Source organism: Streptomyces sp. Ag109_G2-15 (assembly GCF_900215565.1).
Taxonomy (GTDB): domain Bacteria; phylum Actinomycetota; class Actinomycetes; order Streptomycetales; family Streptomycetaceae; genus Streptomyces; species Streptomyces diastatochromogenes.
The window spans coordinates 4,701,986-4,718,108 of record NZ_OCNI01000001.1; the positions used below are offsets into that span (position 1 = coordinate 4,701,986).

13 protein-coding genes and 1 pseudogene are annotated in these 16,123 nt (G+C 69.2%); 5 read left to right on the forward strand and 9 right to left on the reverse strand.

Translation table 11 applies throughout. The features are described from left to right. Positions 1 to 23 precede the first annotated feature (23 nt). Positions 24 to 3,024, forward strand: a pseudogene (locus CRP49_RS21045) (polymorphic toxin type 28 domain-containing protein); the annotation flags it as partial. A gap of 20 nt (positions 3,025 to 3,044) precedes the next feature. Beyond that, positions 3,045 to 3,464, forward strand: a complete 420-nt coding sequence (locus CRP49_RS21050) for a contact-dependent growth inhibition system immunity protein (protein WP_257033686.1) — start codon at positions 3,045 to 3,047, stop codon at positions 3,462 to 3,464. A gap of 636 nt (positions 3,465 to 4,100) precedes the next feature. Here CRP49_RS21050 and CRP49_RS21060 read toward each other — a convergent pair. From CRP49_RS21060 to CRP49_RS21070, 3 genes are read right to left on the reverse strand one after another with little or no spacing between them, the layout of a single operon-like run. Beyond that, entirely contained in the window at positions 4,101 to 4,529 is a 429-nt protein-coding gene (locus tag CRP49_RS21060; protein WP_179851698.1) for a transposase family protein, read from the reverse strand. Between the two features lie 30 nt (positions 4,530 to 4,559). Beyond that, positions 4,560 to 5,975, reverse strand: a complete 1,416-nt coding sequence (gene dctA, locus CRP49_RS21065) for a C4-dicarboxylate transporter DctA (RefSeq protein ID WP_097254765.1) — start codon at positions 5,973 to 5,975, stop codon at positions 4,560 to 4,562. Beyond that, on the reverse strand, positions 5,972 to 7,090 hold the full coding sequence (locus CRP49_RS21070) for a PrpF domain-containing protein (RefSeq protein ID WP_097254766.1): 1,119 nt from the start codon (positions 7,088 to 7,090) through the stop codon (positions 5,972 to 5,974). The genes dctA and CRP49_RS21070 overlap by 4 nt, the downstream gene beginning before the upstream one ends. Before the next feature lie 146 nt (positions 7,091 to 7,236). On the opposite strand from CRP49_RS21070, the gene CRP49_RS21075 reads away from it, so the two are divergent. Then, positions 7,237 to 8,142 carry a LysR family transcriptional regulator gene (locus CRP49_RS21075; protein ID WP_097254767.1) on the forward strand — a complete coding sequence of 302 codons (906 nt, stop codon included), beginning with the start codon at positions 7,237 to 7,239 and terminating at the stop codon, positions 8,140 to 8,142. A 537-nt stretch (positions 8,143 to 8,679) separates the two neighbouring features. Here CRP49_RS21075 and CRP49_RS21080 read toward each other — a convergent pair. Beyond that, the gene (locus CRP49_RS21080) at positions 8,680 to 9,564 is read right to left on the reverse strand and encodes a hypothetical protein (protein WP_097254768.1); all 885 of its coding nucleotides are present in this window, start codon (positions 9,562 to 9,564) and stop codon (positions 8,680 to 8,682) included. 33 nt (positions 9,565 to 9,597) lie between these two features. Next, positions 9,598 to 10,005 (reverse strand): ATP-binding protein, encoded by a 408-nt coding sequence (locus tag CRP49_RS21085; RefSeq protein WP_097254769.1) that lies wholly within the window; start codon positions 10,003 to 10,005, stop codon positions 9,598 to 9,600. A 236-nt stretch (positions 10,006 to 10,241) separates the two neighbouring features. Between CRP49_RS21085 and CRP49_RS21090 the strand changes: the two genes are divergently transcribed. Both CRP49_RS21090 and CRP49_RS21095 read left to right on the forward strand, forming a co-directional pair. After that, the gene (locus CRP49_RS21090; RefSeq protein ID WP_306459743.1) at positions 10,242 to 11,060 is read left to right on the forward strand and encodes a helix-turn-helix transcriptional regulator; all 819 of its coding nucleotides are present in this window, start codon (positions 10,242 to 10,244) and stop codon (positions 11,058 to 11,060) included. Between the two features lie 9 nt (positions 11,061 to 11,069). Beyond that, entirely contained in the window at positions 11,070 to 11,264 is a 195-nt protein-coding gene (locus CRP49_RS21095; protein WP_097254771.1) for a DUF397 domain-containing protein, read from the forward strand. On the opposite strand, the gene CRP49_RS21100 is transcribed toward CRP49_RS21095, so the two are convergent. The 4 genes from CRP49_RS21100 to CRP49_RS21115 are packed head-to-tail and all read right to left on the reverse strand — an operon-like array spanning position 11,261 to position 16,121. Next, a complete protein-coding gene (locus tag CRP49_RS21100; protein WP_097254772.1) occupies positions 11,261 to 12,187 on the reverse strand; it encodes a dihydrodipicolinate synthase family protein in 927 nt (308 codons plus the stop codon). The genes CRP49_RS21095 and CRP49_RS21100 overlap by 4 nt on opposite strands. Beyond that, positions 12,188 to 13,192 carry an ABC transporter ATP-binding protein gene (locus tag CRP49_RS21105; RefSeq protein ID WP_097254773.1) on the reverse strand — a complete coding sequence of 335 codons (1,005 nt, stop codon included), beginning with the start codon at positions 13,190 to 13,192 and terminating at the stop codon, positions 12,188 to 12,190. Beyond that, positions 13,189 to 15,165, reverse strand: coding sequence for a dipeptide/oligopeptide/nickel ABC transporter permease/ATP-binding protein (locus CRP49_RS21110; RefSeq protein WP_097254774.1), 1,977 nt, complete (start codon positions 15,163 to 15,165; stop codon positions 13,189 to 13,191). The genes CRP49_RS21105 and CRP49_RS21110 overlap by 4 nt, the downstream gene beginning before the upstream one ends. Continuing rightward, on the reverse strand, positions 15,165 to 16,121 hold the full coding sequence (locus CRP49_RS21115; protein WP_097254775.1) for an ABC transporter permease: 957 nt from the start codon (positions 16,119 to 16,121) through the stop codon (positions 15,165 to 15,167). Before CRP49_RS21115 ends, CRP49_RS21110 begins: the two co-directional genes overlap by 1 nt. Positions 16,122 to 16,123: the final 2 nt, after the last annotated feature.

Consider the following 16,123-nt stretch of genomic DNA (forward strand, 5'->3'; position numbering starts at 1 on the left):
GCGATGCTCCCGCTCCAGGGTGCGCTTCGCAGGGCGTCCGCATCACGACGCACTCGGGCCGCGTGACGGCCTACCACCTGGCGGCGACCGGCCAGGAGCTGAAACGCTTCGGCTACACGGACGGCAACCTCACAGAGGTCATTAACTCCTCGGGGCTGCCCCTCCGCTTCACCTACGACGACTCGGGCCGGGTCACGTCCTGGACGGACACGAACGACCGCAGCTACACGTACGAGTACGACGACCAGGACCGCTGCACAGCCCAGACCGGCTCCGCGGGCCACATGGCTACGCGCTTTTCCTACGCAGAACCGGACCCGGAGACGGGCCTGCGTGTGACCACGGCGACCACCGGCGAAGGCCACAGCAGTCGCTACCTGGTCAACGACGTCCGGCAGGTCGTGGCCGTGATCGACCCGCTCGGCGCCGAGACCAGTTACCGGCGTGACCGCTACAACCGCCTGCTGTCCCAGACGGACCCGCTGGGGCACACGACGACGTTCCGCTACGACGACGAGGGCAACCTGACCTCGGTGGTCCGCCCGGACGGCCGCGAGGCGCGGGCGGAGTACAACGAACTCGGTCTACCGGTGAAGGTGGTCAACCCGGACGGCACGGTGATCCGGCAGGGCTTCGACGAGCAGGGCAACCGCACGTCGGTGACGGACCCGGCGGGCCACACGAGCCACTTCACCTACACACAGGCCGGCCATCTGGTATCCGTGACGGATCCGTTGGGCAACACCACAAGCGTGGTGTGCGATCGCGCCGGTCTCCCCGCGGAGATCAGGGACCCGCTGGGCGCGACCACCCATTACGAGCGGGACGCTCTCGGCCGTACGACTGCGATCACGGACCCCACCGGCGCGGTGACGCGTCTGGCATGGTCTATCGAGGGCCGCCTGATCCGTCGTACGGCCCCCGACGGCACGGCCGAGACATGGACGTACGACGGTGAGGGGAACTGCACAAGTCATACCGACCCGATCGGCGGTGTCTCCCGCTTCGAGTACACCCACTTCGACCTGCTGACGGCACGCACCGGCCCGGACGGGGTCCGCTACGAGTTCGCCCACGACAGCGAGCTGCGGCTGACGAAGGTCACCAACCCGCAGGGACTGACGTGGACGTACGGATACGACTCGGCAGGCCGCCTGGTGGCGGAGACGGACTTCGACGACCACACGTTGACCTACACGCACGACGCGGCAGGCCGCCTCACGTCGCGCAGAAATGTCGTCGGCGAGGTGATGTCCTTCGAGCGCAATGAGCTGGGCCAGGTGACCCGCAAGAACGCGGCCGACCGGATCACGACCTATGCATACGATCTGACGGATCAGCTCGCCCAGGCCACGGGTCCGGACGGGGCGACACTCACCCTCCTGCGCGACCGCCACGGCCGCCTGCGCTCGGAGACGGTCAATGGGCGCACGCTGAGCTACACGTACGACGCACTGGGCCGCCGTACAGGGCGCACGACCCCCACCGGGGCGACGACAACGTGGTCGTACGATGCCGCAGGCCGCCGGACCGGCATGGTGGCCTCGGGCCGCGCCATCGACTTCACGTACGACGAGGCCGGCCGCGAACTGTCCCGTCAGATCGGCGGAACGATCGCTCTGGAGCACACCTTCGACGCCCTGGGCCGCCTGACGACCCAGTCGGTGACCGGAGCGGGCGGCCGAGCGGTTCAATATCGGGCGTACTCCTATCGAGCCGACGGCAACTTGGTCGGCATGGAAGACAGCCTCAACGGCTCCCGCCGCTTCGACCTGGACGCGACAGGCAGGGTGACGGCGGTCCACGCGGCGAACTGGACGGAGCGCTACGCCTACGACGAGACAGGTAACCAGACCCAGGCGAGCTGGCCGGCGGACCACCCCGGGCCAGGAGGCGGTGGGCACCCGCACCTACACAGGCACTCGCATCACCCGCGCGGGCAACGTCCGCTACGAACACGACGCCTTGGGCCGCATTACCCTCCGCCAGAAGACACGCCTGTCCCGCAAGCCGGACACCTGGCGCTACGAGTGGGACGCCGAGGACCGTCTGACCTCGGTGACGACTCCGGACGGCACGCGCTGGAGCTATGCCTACGACCCCCTGGGCCGCCGCACGGCGAAATGCCGCCTCGCTGAGGACGGCGAAACGATCGTAGAGCGAGTCGACTTCGTCTGGGACGGCACCACCCTCTGCGAACAGACCACGACATGCACCGGCCTCCCCAACCCGGTCACCCTCACCTGGGACTACCAGGGTCTACGGCCCCTGACCCAGACGGAACGCATCACCGAGGCCCACGCGCCCCAGGACGAGATCGACTCCCGCTTCTTCGCCATCGTCACCGACCTGGTCGGTACCCCCAGCGAACTCATCGACGAGCACGGCGAGATCGCCTGGCGCACCCGCAGCACCCTGTGGGGAACGACGGCGTGGGCAGCCAACAGCACCGCCTACACACCCCTGCGTTTCCCGGGTCAGTACTACGACCCCGAAACCGGCCTCCACTACAATTATTTCCGTCATTACGACCCCGAGACCGCTCGGTACCTCACATCAGACCCGCTCGGACTGGGACCAGCCCCGAATCCAATTTCCTACGTCGACAACCCTCACGTCTGGAGTGATTCTCTTGGACTCGCACCCGATGAGTGTCCCCGGCGGTTGGGATTCTCCGACGCCGCACAACGAGCTGTCGAAAAGTTCGAGAACATTAAAAAAGATCCGCTCGGTGATGTGAACTCGCAACCGAATCACAATCACTACGATGCGGCCAGGCGAGAGGCGAACGGAGAAGTTGTTGCCCGGAAAGCCGATGGAACGCCATTCGATCATATCGCCGAGCTGAAGCAGGCGCGTGACGGGTTGGACAGGGTCAGGAGAGTTCTTGAGCGCGAGATTGCGAGTCCCCCTGACACGCTGACCGAGCGGGGAATGGACGTCTTGATGGCGAAACGCAAGAGTGTTATTGGCGAACTCGATCGCCTCAATGGATTTCTGCATTCGATCGGGCATCGCACATGACTTCGAGGAGGGGTGGCTTGGTGCTCTCGGATTTCGTTGACAAAGATAGATCGATTGAAGAGCTGGAAGGACGTCGCTGGCCCGCACCGCCAGAAGACGGCACGCCTCTGGTTCGTGGCGTTCACGAGTTGAGGCGCCGGGCAGTTAAGGACCTGTCGGTAGAGGACATGCGTCGACTGATTGGCCAGGATGTCGGTCTCCAATGGCTTCTGCCTGTGGCGCTTGATTTCTTGCGAGAAACGGCGCCACAGGAGGCCGCCACCGGCTGGTATGACGACGACTTGCTCTCTGCGGTATTGACACGGAAGACGACTGTATGGAGGGATGCGCCGCAACTTGCGCGCCACTTGGACGAAACCGTGGGTATGCTTACTGATATCTCGCCCTATATTCGGCGAGAAGTGGAAGACTTTCGGGCGGCTCTATCCGACGTGCTGTGAGGAACATGGAGCATTGTGGAGTCTTTCGGAGGATGACTTGCTCCGCTTTGGAGGACCTCAGGGGAACTATGTCCCATAAGCATCTTCCCCACCTTTGCTATCTCGTCGCCCGGCGATGGAGCTGCGGCTCGATCGCCCAATCGAGCTCTAGACGAATCCAGACGTGGGGGACTGGGGGCACATCGGCAACGTCATTCGTGTCAGATACCGTGACGGGATGACTGAGAGCCTGCCTGCCGACGTAGCCTACGTGCTGGCGGAAGTCCTGAACACGGGCAATCCGGTTCATGTCGCGCTCCAAAAGCAAGTACCGCATCTGGGCGTGCGATCGCGCTGCACATGCAGGTGCGGTACCGCCTACTTCGAACTCGACACCAGCGAGGTGGAGCCCGCGCCCACCCGCCCCGGCACTGTCGTGGCGGCCGAAGCGCAGCTCGTCACCGAGGCCGGCGAGTGCCCCGGTGAGGTCTTGGTCTTCCGACATGCACGACACCACGATCCGACCGACATCACGAGGTCAAGCTCAGTAGCAGTGAACATCCGCCATCTTGAATTCGCTGGTCACGGGGCTGGTGTGGGTGGTGGGTTGTGTACTCGCGCTGGTCGTGGGCGATTGTCTGGCGTCAAGATCGTCTGTCAGCGCGCGATCTCGATGTTGGTCAGTACGAGCAGGGTGCGCAGGAGCGTGGTGGCGTGACGGACGTGCAGGCGGAGCTTGGTGAGGATGCGCCAGTTCTTCAGGTGCGCGAAGGCGTGCTCGCAGACCGCGCGGACAGACGCGATCAGCTTATTGACCTGCTTCTTCGCAGGGATGAGTGGCTTGGTGCGGGCGGCTCTGTAGCCGGTGATGACCACGGGGTTGTCCGGGTCGTCGTCCAGGCCGACGAAGCCGAGGTCACCGATGGCACCCGGCTCGACGGCCCGCAGGCGCTCGACGAGCTTGTTGTAACGGGCGGTGGTGATCTCCGAGGAGCGTCCCGGGCGGGCCGCGGACAGCCACAGCAGCCGGCCCTTGTCGTCGGTGAGGGCGAGGAAGAGCAGGCCGTCCGGGCCGGCCCGGGGCATCTGCTCTGGGCCGACCCGCCCTACGCAATATCAGCTTGCCGCGGGGACCGGGTCGCGGGTTGGTTCGGGCATCGCCTCGGGTGCAGGCGTCTGCTTCGGATCGAGCTCGGCTGTCACCTCGGAGGGAGCGAGGGTGGGGGCGTAGGGGATCTCTCCGCGCAGGACGGCCTTGGCGCGGTCCTCGTCCAGCTCGCCCTCCCACCGGGCGACGGCCAGAGTGGCGACGCCGTTGCCGACCAGGCTGGTCAGGGCGCGGGCTTCGGACATGAACCGGTCGACGCCGAAGATCAGCGCGAGGGCGGCGACCGGGACGTGCGGGACAGCGCTGAGGGTGGCGGCCAGGGCGATGAAGCCGGAGCCGGTGACGCCTGCGGCGCCCTTGGAGGTGAGCAGCATGACGGCGAGCGTGGCCAGCTGCTGGGTGAGGCTGAGGTCGATGCCGAGAGCCTGGGCGAGGAAGACCGAGCCCATGGTCAGGTAGATGGCGGTGCCGTCGAGGTTGAAGGAGTACCCCGCGGGCAGCGTGATGCCGACGACTGGTTTCGAGGCGCCCGCGTGCTGGAGCTTGGCCATCATGCGCGGCAGGACGGGCTCGGTGGAGGAGGTGCCCAGGACGATCAGCAGTTCTTCCTTGATGTAGCGCAGGAAGGGCAGCAGCCGCAGTCCGTTCAGGCGCATCACGGTCCCGAGGACGACCAGGACGAAGAAGAGGGCGGTCAGCCAGAACGAGCCGACCAGCAGGGCCAGGTGGCGCAGGGTGCCCAGGCCGTAGTTGCCGATGGTGAAGGCCATTGAGCCGAACGCGCCGATGGGGGCGAGCCGCATGATCCACCGGATGAGCGTGAACAGGACCGTGGAGAACTTCTCGATGCCCCGGGCGATGCTCAGGCCGGCCTCTCCGCTGGCGTGCAGGCCGAAGCCGAACAGCACCGACACCAGCAGCACCGGCAGGATCTCGTTGCCGGTCAGGGCGCTGACCAGGGTGGCCGGGATGATGGCGAGGACGAACTCGGCGAAGCCCTCATGGGCCGTGGTCGCCTCCGGCGGCAGGCCCTTGGCGGACAGGGTCGAGAGGTCGACGTGCAGACCGCTGCCCGGCTTGACGACGTTGACGACGACCAGGCCGATCACCATGGCCACGGTGGTCAGCACCTCGAAGTAGACCAGAGCCTTCAGGCTCACGCGGCCGACCGCGCGGGCGTTGCCCATGGAGGCGATGCCGTGGACGACCGTGCAGAAGATGATCGGCGCGATGAACATCTTCACCAGCGCGATGAAGCCGTCGCCGAGCGGCTTCAGGTCAGCGCCGACGGACGGCCACAGCCAGCCCACGGCGGCGCCGAGGAGGACGGCGATCAGGCACTGGATGTAGAGGTGGGACAGCATCCGGCCGATGCGGCCCGGTGGTGCGGTGACGGTACCCGGGGCGGCGTCGTTGCGGCTCATGCGGGGCGTCCTTCCAGGACGGGAACGAGGAGTTCGGCTCGGGCGATACGCCGGGCGGCGCGGTGCAGCAGCACCGTGGGGGACGCGCCGTCCGGTGCGGGGACGGCTTGGGTGGTGATCACGCCGGCGGGGGTGCCCAGGCGCAACGTGCCGTCGGCGGTCTGCCGGGCGACGCGGTGGGCGAGGGTGCCGGGGGTGGCGGCGGCCGCGGCCAGGGCCACGGCGGAGGTCAGGCCGATCGCCGGGTGTGGGGCGTGCATGGAGACCATGCGCACGGCCAGGTCGTACTCGTCCTGGTTGACGAGTATGCGCTGTGTGGTGCGATAGGGGGCAGGCCGGGCGACGATGCCCACCTTCGGCACCGCGTGGCTGACCGGATCGCCCTCGCGGGCCAGGCCCATGGCCAGCGCTGCCTGGCGGCGCAGCAGTGTCAGCGCGGGCACTGCGGTGGCGAACGCGGTGAGGGATTCCGTGCCATCGAGGCCGAACGCCTTGGCCTCGAACAGCGCGGCCGGAGCGCCGGCGTCCACCAGGGATGCCTCGACGGGACCGTCCGGGCCGGTCAGCTCGTCCAGTGCCCGGCCGGTCGGCAGTGCGCGACCGGTCGTCGAGCCTGCCGGGTCCTGAAACCCGACCAGGACCGGCACGCCCCGTGCCGAGGTACCAGGGACCACGGCCGTGCCCTCCTCCGGGGCCACGCCCGCGGGGGTGGGGATCGTGCCGGTGAGGCGGGCCCCGGTGTTGACGTTGAGCATGCGGACGGTGGTGGTGTCCGATGTGATCGGCACGAGATCGTGGTGGACGGCGTACAGGGCCACGGCGGTGGCGCAGTTGCCGCAGTTGCTGGCCCACTCCACGCGCTCGTCGCCGATTCCGACCTGTGCGAAGGCGTACTCGACATCCACACCGGGTTGGGTCGACGCCTGTACGACGGCGGCCTTGGAGGTGGTGGAGGAGGCGCCGCCCACGCCGTCGATCTGGCGGGGGTCGGCGGCGTTGAAGGCGGCGAGCAGGAGGGCATCGATGTCCACGCCCGTGGCGGCCACGTCGCGGTGGTCGAAGATCCAGCACTTGCTGGTTCCTCCGCGGATCATCTCGCCCTGCAGACGCAGCACAACTGACTCCTCACAGACATGGAAGGGGAAGCCCACCCACGGTCTCGCCGTGCGTGGTGTCCTCCACGGTGGGTTACGGCAGCGTGAAGTACAATCTCGGAAATCTGCATGGCTATTAAGCTCAAGTGAATGCTGGAGGTGGCGGCATGCTCGACGTCCGGCGCATCCTGCTGTTCACGGAGGTCGCCCGGCGCGGCTCGGTGACCGCGACAGCCCGCGCCCTCAACTACACCCCGTCAGCGGTATCGCAGCAGATCAGCCGCCTGGAAACGGAGGCAGGCCAGCCCCTGCTGGAACGCCACGCCCGGGGCGTCACCCTCACCGAAGCCGGACGGGCGCTGGCCGAACGAGGGCAACGGATCGCACGCGAACTGCAGGCCGCGGAAAACGAACTCGCCGACTACGCCGGCCTGCGCGCGGGCACCCTGCGCATCGGCACCTTCCCCACCGTCGGCGCCTCGCTCCTCCCGCAGGCCGTGATCGCCTTCCGGGACGCCCACCCCGACGTACGGCTGACCGTCCGCAGCGCCCGCATCGCCGGACTCTGGACGATGCTGGAGAACCGGGAGATCGAAATGTCGCTGATGTGGGACTACGACTGGCACCGAATCGACCGGGAGGACATCGTCATCACCCCACTCCTCGATGACCCGCCGGCCCTTCTCGTCAGCGACCACCATCCACTCGCCGGCCGCGACGCCGCCTCACTCGCCGACTTCGCACACGACCCCTGGATCACCCGCGCCGACCATCACCCGGTGGCCGAAGCCCTCGTCCGCGGCTGCCGCGCCGTCGGCTTCGAGCCCCACATCGCCTACGAGGCCCACGACTACCAGGAAGCCCAGGCCATGGTCGCCGCCGGCATCGGCGTCGCCCTCGCCCCCACCCTGGCCCTGGAGGGCATCCGACCCGGCGTCAACGTCCTGCCCCTCCAGCCGCCGGCCCCCATCCGCCGCATCCTCCTGGTTCGCATGGCCGACCACTCGCTCACCCCCGCCGCCCTGACCTTCGCCGGACTCCTCCGCGACACCGCCGCGGCCCGAACACCCTGACGCTGACACCGAACCACGCCCACCGGTCATGGCACCGTCGCGCTCGCCGCCGCCAATTCAGGCCCCGCACTTCGGTGTTGGACGTGGGCAACCGGCGGCGGCAAGCCACCCTGGCCATACGTTGGATTCGTGATGCGGAAGGAGTACGGGGTCCGAGGTGGGTGTGGCGAGCATCGGCTCCGGCAGTGACAGGCCGAGGGCATGGTCGATGTCTTCCACTGCGGGGTGATGGCAGTGGGCGGTTCGCCTGGTCAGCGGATCCGGGGCAGCGCCCTGTCCGGGGGCGCGGCTTTCACGTACTTGACTGCGATCTCGAGGTGGCCACCTGAAGAACTGGCGCATCCTCACCAAGCTCCGCCTGCACGTCTGTCACGCCACCACGCTCCCTGCGCCCTGCTATTTCTGACCAACATCGAGATCGCGCGCCGACAGACGATCTTGATGTCGGACCCCGGCAGCAGCCCCTGGCTCAACATTGCCTTCCGGTGACCGCCCCGGCGGGTGGAGAGTCCGGCCCACTTTCTCCTCTCGCTCCCCTCACTTCTCGGCGAACAGCTCCGCCGCATCCGTCGCCTGCACCGCCCGCTGGGCCCAGACCTCGAGTTGGTCCAGATCCGTGCAGGCGCTCACCCGGTCGCGGACAGCGTCGGGCACCGGGATGCCGCGCCACTCCAGGATGTGAAGGATCATCTCCACCTTGGCCTCGGCCCGGCCCTGCTCTCGCCCCTCCTCGCGTACCTGCTCGGCCAGCGGGTGTCGCCAGAAGTACTGGATCGCCGTCATGAGGTCCCTCCACATCTGCTTCGCCTGGGGGTCGGCCAGGCACGAGTCGACGAACTGCACGAAGACCGCGGCGCTGTCGGGGTCGATGGTCCGCAGGGCGGATGCCAGGGACTCCAGTATGGCCGGAGCCTGCGGGCCCCGCCCGTGTGTCATGGCCGAGAGCACCGCAAGGGGGACGTCCCGTTCCGCCTGCCGCTCACTCGTGATCACCGGCACGTTGTCCGGGCCCAGCACCAGCGGCCGTACCGTCAGCGAGTGCCAGTCGCGAAAGCCGAGCCGGATCGGGCGCGACGCCCAGCGTGCCGTGGCGCTGCTCTGGGTGATGACGATGAGCACGGGCTCGCAGCGGTACTTCTCGTACAGGTAGGAGAGGTAGTACGGCCAGCTGCCCCGCTTGCGGTCGTCCACCTTCCCCTGTGATTCGACCACGAGCAGATACGTGCCCTCGTCCGTCTCCGCCCGCAGCAGTGTGTCCACTCGGCGTTCGACCGGTTCGATCTCGGTGAGGTCCACGTTCAGCGCGGCGATCTCCCGCGGCTCAGGGAAGGGGACGTGCAGCACGCTCTGTAACGCCCGGGTCAGCAGGGCCGGGTCTTTCTGGAAGATCCGGTGCAGCGCCTCATGCGACGAGCCGACCATCGGCTCTCCTTTCCGTCTGACGTGATCAACGAGCTAGGCCGCCGCGAGTTCGCACCACACGAACTTCCCCCGGTTCCCGAACCTCGCCGACGGCTGCCAGCCCCAGTAGTCCGCGCACGCCCGGACCAGCGCCAGGCCCCGCCCCTCCTCCACCAGCTCGGCGACCTGCTCCAGCGGCCGCGGAGGCTTCGGCGGCCCCGGGTCCGTGTCCCACGCCCCGATCCAGACCACCCCCTCCGGGGAACGGCGAACCCTGAGCGCGGCCGGCCCTTTCGTGTGCCGTACGGCGTTGGAGACCAACTCCGTCGCGAGCAGCTCCGCGGTGTCCGCCAGCCCGGTCAGCCCGTGCATCGTCAGGATCAGGCGCAGGGTGCGACGACAGACGGTCACGGCTCTGAGGTCGTTCGGGATGTACAGGGTGTAGTCCCAGGTTTCAGGCATGGCTCAACTCCAGTCAGAGGGAGGGGATTTCACGCGCGGTGGCATTGCCGCAGCCGTCATGGCAGGACGGCGCGGTGCACTTCCGCTGCGTGTGCATCGCGTCACTGACGGTAGAGCAAAAATTTTTCCTCGCGCAAGCGGACCGCGTAGTCTGGTCCCCGAACGAGGCACGTCAGCACAGCGGTTGAAGGCCGGGAGGGCACGTGGCGCCGAGGAGCCAACCCACGGCACGGCAGGTGCGTCTGGGCACCGAGCTACGCAGGCTGCGGGAAGCGGCCGGTTTGAAGGCACGCGAGGTGGCGGGGTTGCTCAGTTCCACCTCGGCTCAGATGAGCCAGGTTGAAGCAGGGCTCGCGGGCGTCAGCGAGGAGCGGGTACGACGTCTCGCCGCCCACTATGCCTGCGCCGACGAGACGTTGATCGACGCCCTGGTCGCGATGGTCAGCGACCGCACGGAGGGCTGGTGGGAGGGGTACCGAGGAGTGCTTCCCCCGGTGTTCCTGGATGTCGCCGAGACGGAACACCACGGCACGTTCCTGCGTGAGGTGGTCACCAGCCACGTACCCGGACTGCTCCAGACCCCGGACTATGCACGCGCCGTCTTCGGCTACATGGTCCCGGAGCTGCCGGACAGCGAACTGAAGCCCCGGGTCGAGCATCGGATGAGGCGCAGGACCGTACTGCAGCGTGATGTTCCCGTCCCCTACGAGACGATCATCCATGAAGCGGCGCTACGCATCCTGGTGTCGGATCGCCGAACCGCTCGCGCACAACTCCAGGAAGTTCTGGGCGCGATCGAGTACGGACAGGCCACGGTGCGCGTCATCCCGCTGGCCAGGGAGGGATTCGCGGGGGCGGGGATCGAGATGATGTACGTGGGCGGCCCGCTTCCCCAGCTGGACACAGTGCTGCGCGACGCTCCGCACGGCACCGCCTTCATCGATGCCGATTCTCAGCTGGCGCGCTTCCGGGCCCTGCTCAATAAGGTGGTGAAGGCAGCGCTACAGCCCGTGGAATCACGGGACTTCATCCACCGTCTGGCGAAGGAACTGTGAGGCACCCGCATGACCCGAACCGTCCGCTGGCAGAAGTCGTCGTACTCCGGCGGCGGCGATGGCAACACGTGTGTCGAGATCGCGGACCTGGACACCCACATAGCCATACGCGACTCCAAGGCCCCAGCCAGAGCAACCCTCACCTTCCCGCCCGCAGCCTTCACCCCCTTCATAGAAGCCCTGAAGGAGACCACCCGGCCCTAAAGAAGCCCCGCCCCCGCCAAAAACTTCCCCACCTTCGTCACCTCGTCCCCCGACAACGGCACCTGCGGCTCCGCCGTCACCGGGCAGTCGATGATCCCCCGCAGATGCAGCGCAGCCTTGAACGCGCCGATCGCCGACGAGCTGCCGCCCATCCGGGCCGGGTCCCCGACCCCGACCATCCCGAACAGGGCGCACAGCCGCTCCTGCTCGGCCCGGGCGGCCTCCCCGTCGCCCGACCGGCACAGGCGGTACAGGCGGACGTACCCATGCGGGTCCACGTTGGCCAGACCCGGCACCGCCCCGTCCGCGCCCAGCGCCAGTGCCGCGTCGACGATCAGCTCGGAGCCGGTCAGGACGCTGAAGCCGGGGTGCGCGCGGGCGCCGGTGACGATCTCCCGGAAGGCGGCCAGGTCTCCGCTGGAGTCCTTCAGGCCCGCCAGCACGCCGTCGCCGGCGAGACCGAGCACCACGTCCGCCGGGAGCTTGGTGTGCACGGCGGACGGGATGTCGTAGGCGATCACCGGGACCGGGCTCGCGGCCGCGATCCGGCGGTAGTGGTGGACGATCTCGGCGGGGTGGGTGCGGGCGTAGAAGGGGGCGGTGACGACGACGGCCCGGGCGCCGGCTGCGGTGACGGCCGAGACGTGGTCGAGGACGCGTGGGGTGGTCATGTCGATGGCCCCGGCGAGGACGGGCAGTTGTCCGCCGAGGTGGCCCACGACCGTCTCCACGACCAGTCGGCGCTGCCGGTCCGTCAGGAAGGCCGCCTCCGAGGTCGAGCCGAGCAGGAACAGGCCGTGCACCCCGCCCTCCACCAGGTGCTCGACCAGCCTGAGCAGCGAGGGGACGTCCACCTCGCGGTCCGGTGTCAGGGGGGTGCAGACGGGCGGGACGACACCGGTCAGCGGGGTGGGAAAAGTCATTCAGGGCTCCTGGCGCGCTAGGTCACGGGTCGACTCGGCCTCCTCTACAGGATGGTGGCAGCGGAAGCGGTGCTCGGGCCGCGACGCGGCCGAGAAGTCCGGCATCGCACCCGCGCAGACCTCGTCCGCCTTCCAGCAGCGGGTGCGGAAGGGGCAGCCGCTCGGCGGGCGGGTCGCCGAGGGCACCGGGCCGGTCAGCGGGATCGGGTCGATGGGGTCGAGCAGACCGGGCGTGGCGGAGAACAGGGCGCGGGTGTACGGGTGCCGGGCCTGGTCGGTGACCCGCTCGGCCGGGGTCTCCTCCACGATCCGGCCCAGGTACATGGTGATCACCCGATCGCTCATCCGCCGTACGGTCTGGATGTCGTGCGAGACGAACACCAGGGCGAGACCGAGGCGTTCCTTCAGATCCAGGAGCAGGTTGAGGATCTGCGCGCGAACCGAGACGTCCAGGGCGCTGGTCGGCTCGTCCGCCACCACCAGACCGGGGTCCAGGGCGAGCGCGCGGGCGATGGCGACCCGCTGGCGCTGCCCGCCGGACAGCTGCCCGGGCAGTGCGTCGGCGAGCGCCCGGGGCAGACCCACCAGGGCCATCAGCTCCCGCACCCGGTCCTCACGCTCGGCCCGCGTCCCGCGCCCGTGGACGTCCAGCGGGTCGCGCAGCACCCTGCGCACTGTCAGCCGACGGTTCAGGGCCGTCGACGGGTCCTGGAAGATCATGCCGGTGCCCGCGCCGACCGTGGCCCGGCGTTCGGCGGGCGGCATCGACCACAGGTCGCGGCCCTGGTACGACACCGTCCCCGAGGTCGGCCGCTCGATGCCCACCAGCACCTTCGCCAGTGTCGACTTCCCGCACCCCGACTCGCCGACCACGCCGACCGTCTCACCGGGCGCCACGCTGAGATCGGCGCCGGTCAGGGCGTACACCCGGTCGCGGGTGAACAGGCCGCCGCTGCGGGCCTTGTGGACGACGTGGGCGTCCCGGACTTCCACGACAGCGGTCACTGCAGGGCCCCCTCGCTCTCCGCCGACGTGAGGTCCACCGCCGGGTGGTGGCAGGCGGCCGTGTGTGTGGGCGTGCCCGTGAGGACGGGCGCGGTCGCGTGGCACACCTCGGTCGCCAGCGGGCAGCGGTCGGCGAAGCGGCAGCCCGCCGGGAAGTCGGCGGGGGACGGTACGACCCCCTTGATCTGCGTCATCCGCTCCTCGGCCGACTCCAGCGAGAGCACGCTGCCGAGCAGGCCGCGCGTGTAGTGGTGGGCCGGTGCCTCCACCAGGTCGGCGGTCACGCCCGTCTCCACGATCTGTCCGCCGTACATCACCACCACCCGGTCGGTGACGTCGGCGACCAGCGCCAGGTCGTGCGAGACGAGGATCAGCGCGAAGCCCAGTTCCGCGCGCAGCCGCAGCAGCAGCTCCATCACCTGGGCCTGCACGGTGACGTCCAGGGCGGTGGTGGGCTCGTCGGCGACGATCAGGGCGGGGTCGCGGGAGAGGGCCATGGCGATCAGGACGCGCTGGCGCTGCCCGCCGGAGAGTTCGTGCGGGTAGCTGCGCAGGGTGCGCTCGGGGTCGAGGCCGACCAGCGAGAGGAGTTCCTGCGGGCTGCGGTGGCCACCGCGCCGGACGAGCTGCTTCAGCTGGGCGCGGATGGTCATCGCCGGGTTCAGCGAGGACAGGGCGTCCTGGTAGACCATCGCCATCTCGTGGCCGAGCAGCCGGCGCCGCACCCGCATCGGCTCGGCGAGCAGGTCCCGCTGGTGGAAGCGCACCTGGCCGCGCACCCGGGCCTCCTTCGGCTGCAGGCCCATGACGGTGAGCGCGGTCAGCGACTTGCCGCAGCCCGACTCGCCCACCAGGCCCAGAACTTCGCCGGGGTACACCTCGAAGCTGACCCCGTCCACGATGTCCACGCCCCGGTGCCGGTCCGGGAAGCCGATGGCGAGGTTCTCCACGGCGAGCACCGCTGGGCCCGCGCGGTCGGGCCGGGGGCGGGCCCGGGAGCGCAGGCGGCGGGCGGCCTCCGTCAGGCCGGGGAGCGGGAGCACCTCACCGGAGCCGGGTTCCGGTGTCTCCAGGTGGTCCTCGGGCGCTCGCACCTCCCGGGCCGCAGGGGCCGCCCAGGCGTCCGAGACGCCCTCGGAGAGGATGTTCAGGGACAGCACGGTGAGCAGGATCAGCAGCCCGGGGAAGACGGTCGCCCACCAGCCGCCGGTCAGCACCATGTTCTTGCCGTCGGCGATGACACTGCCCCAGGAGGGGTCAGGAGGACGCACACCCGCGCCGATGAAGGACAGCGACGCCTCGAAGACGATGGCCTCGGCGACCTGGACCGTACAGAACACCAGCACCGGGGCGGCACAGTTGACGGCCACGTGCCGCAGCACGATGTGCGGGGTGCGCGCGCCGATCACGCGCTCCGCGGTGACGTAGTCCTCCCCGTACTGGTCGAGCACGTTGGCCCGCACCACCCGGGCGACCGGTGGGGTGAACAGGAAGGCGATCGCGCAGATCAGCACGCCGATCCCGCCGCCGAAGACGGCGACCAGGACGGCCGCGAGCGCGATGCCCGGGAACGCCATCACCACGTCCAGGCAGCGCATCAGCGTCTCGTCCACGGCCTTGCGGGAGGTGGCCGCGAGAGCACCGAGCAGCGCGCCCACGACCAGCGCCAGCGCGGTCGCGCCCAGACCGATGGCCAGGGACCAGCGGGCGCCGTACATCAGCCGGCTCAGGACGTCCCGGCCGAGGCTGTCCTGGCCCATCCAGTGCGCGGCCGACGGGTGCCCGGTGCCGCCGACCGGGTCCTGCTGGTCGAGCGGGTCGTCCGGGGCGAGCACCGGGGCGAGTACGGCGACCAGGACGACCAGGGCCAGGAAGCAGACGGCGGCCTTCGACAGCGGCGGCAGCCGGCGCAGGCCGCGGAGCCGGACGCCGGGCCGGGAGAGCCGCTCGGTGAGGCTCGCGCGCGTGACCATCAGGCCGCCCTCAGACGTGGGTTGACGAGCAGATAGAGGATGTCGATGACGAGGTTGACGACGACGAACCCGGTGGCCGTGGTGAGGACCACCCCCTGCACCACCGCCGGGTCGCCGTTCTGCACGGCGTCGATCATCAGCTTGCCCATGCCGGGCAGCGAGAAGATCGTCTCGATGACGACGGCACCGCCGAGCAGATAGCCGACGCGCAGGCCGAGCACGGTCAGCGGATTGACCAGGGCGTTGCGCAGCACGTTCCGGCCGACCACCACCCGGGGCGGCAGCCCGCCGCCGATCGCGGTGCGCACGTAGTCCTTGTCCAGCTCCTCCACCACCGACGTCCGCACGATCCGGGTCAGCTGGGCGGCCACCGGCAGGGACAGCGCGAACGCGGGCAGGGCCATCGTCTTCAGCCAGCCGGTGAAGGAGTCGGCCGGGTTGATGTATCCGCCGGTCGGGAACCAGCCCCGGTCCACCGCCAGGTACTGGATCATCAGCAGCGCCAGCCAGAAGCCGGGCGCGGCGACTCCGACGAGGGAGACGACCCGGATGACCTGGTCCGGCAGCCGGTCGCGGTAGACGGCGGCGGTGACCCCGCCCGCCAGCGCCAGGACGACCGCGATGCCGAGGCCGAGGAAGGTCAGCTGGAGGGTGAGCGGCAGCGCGGTGGTGACCTGGTCGACGACCGGGGCCCGGGTCAGGGCGCTGGTGCCCAGGTCGCCGTGGAGCAGGTCGCCGACGAAGTGGACGTAGCGCACCGGCAGCGGGTCCAGCAGGCCGTTGCGCTCCCGGAAGTCGTGCAGCTGCTGCGGGGTCGGGTTCGCGCCCTGGAAGAACGCGGACGCCGGGTCGACGTCCGAGAACCGCATCACCAGGAACACGAACAGCACGATCCCGAGCAGCAGCGGCACGAGCAGGGCGACACGGCGCAGCAGGATCCGTACGACGGCCGTCATGC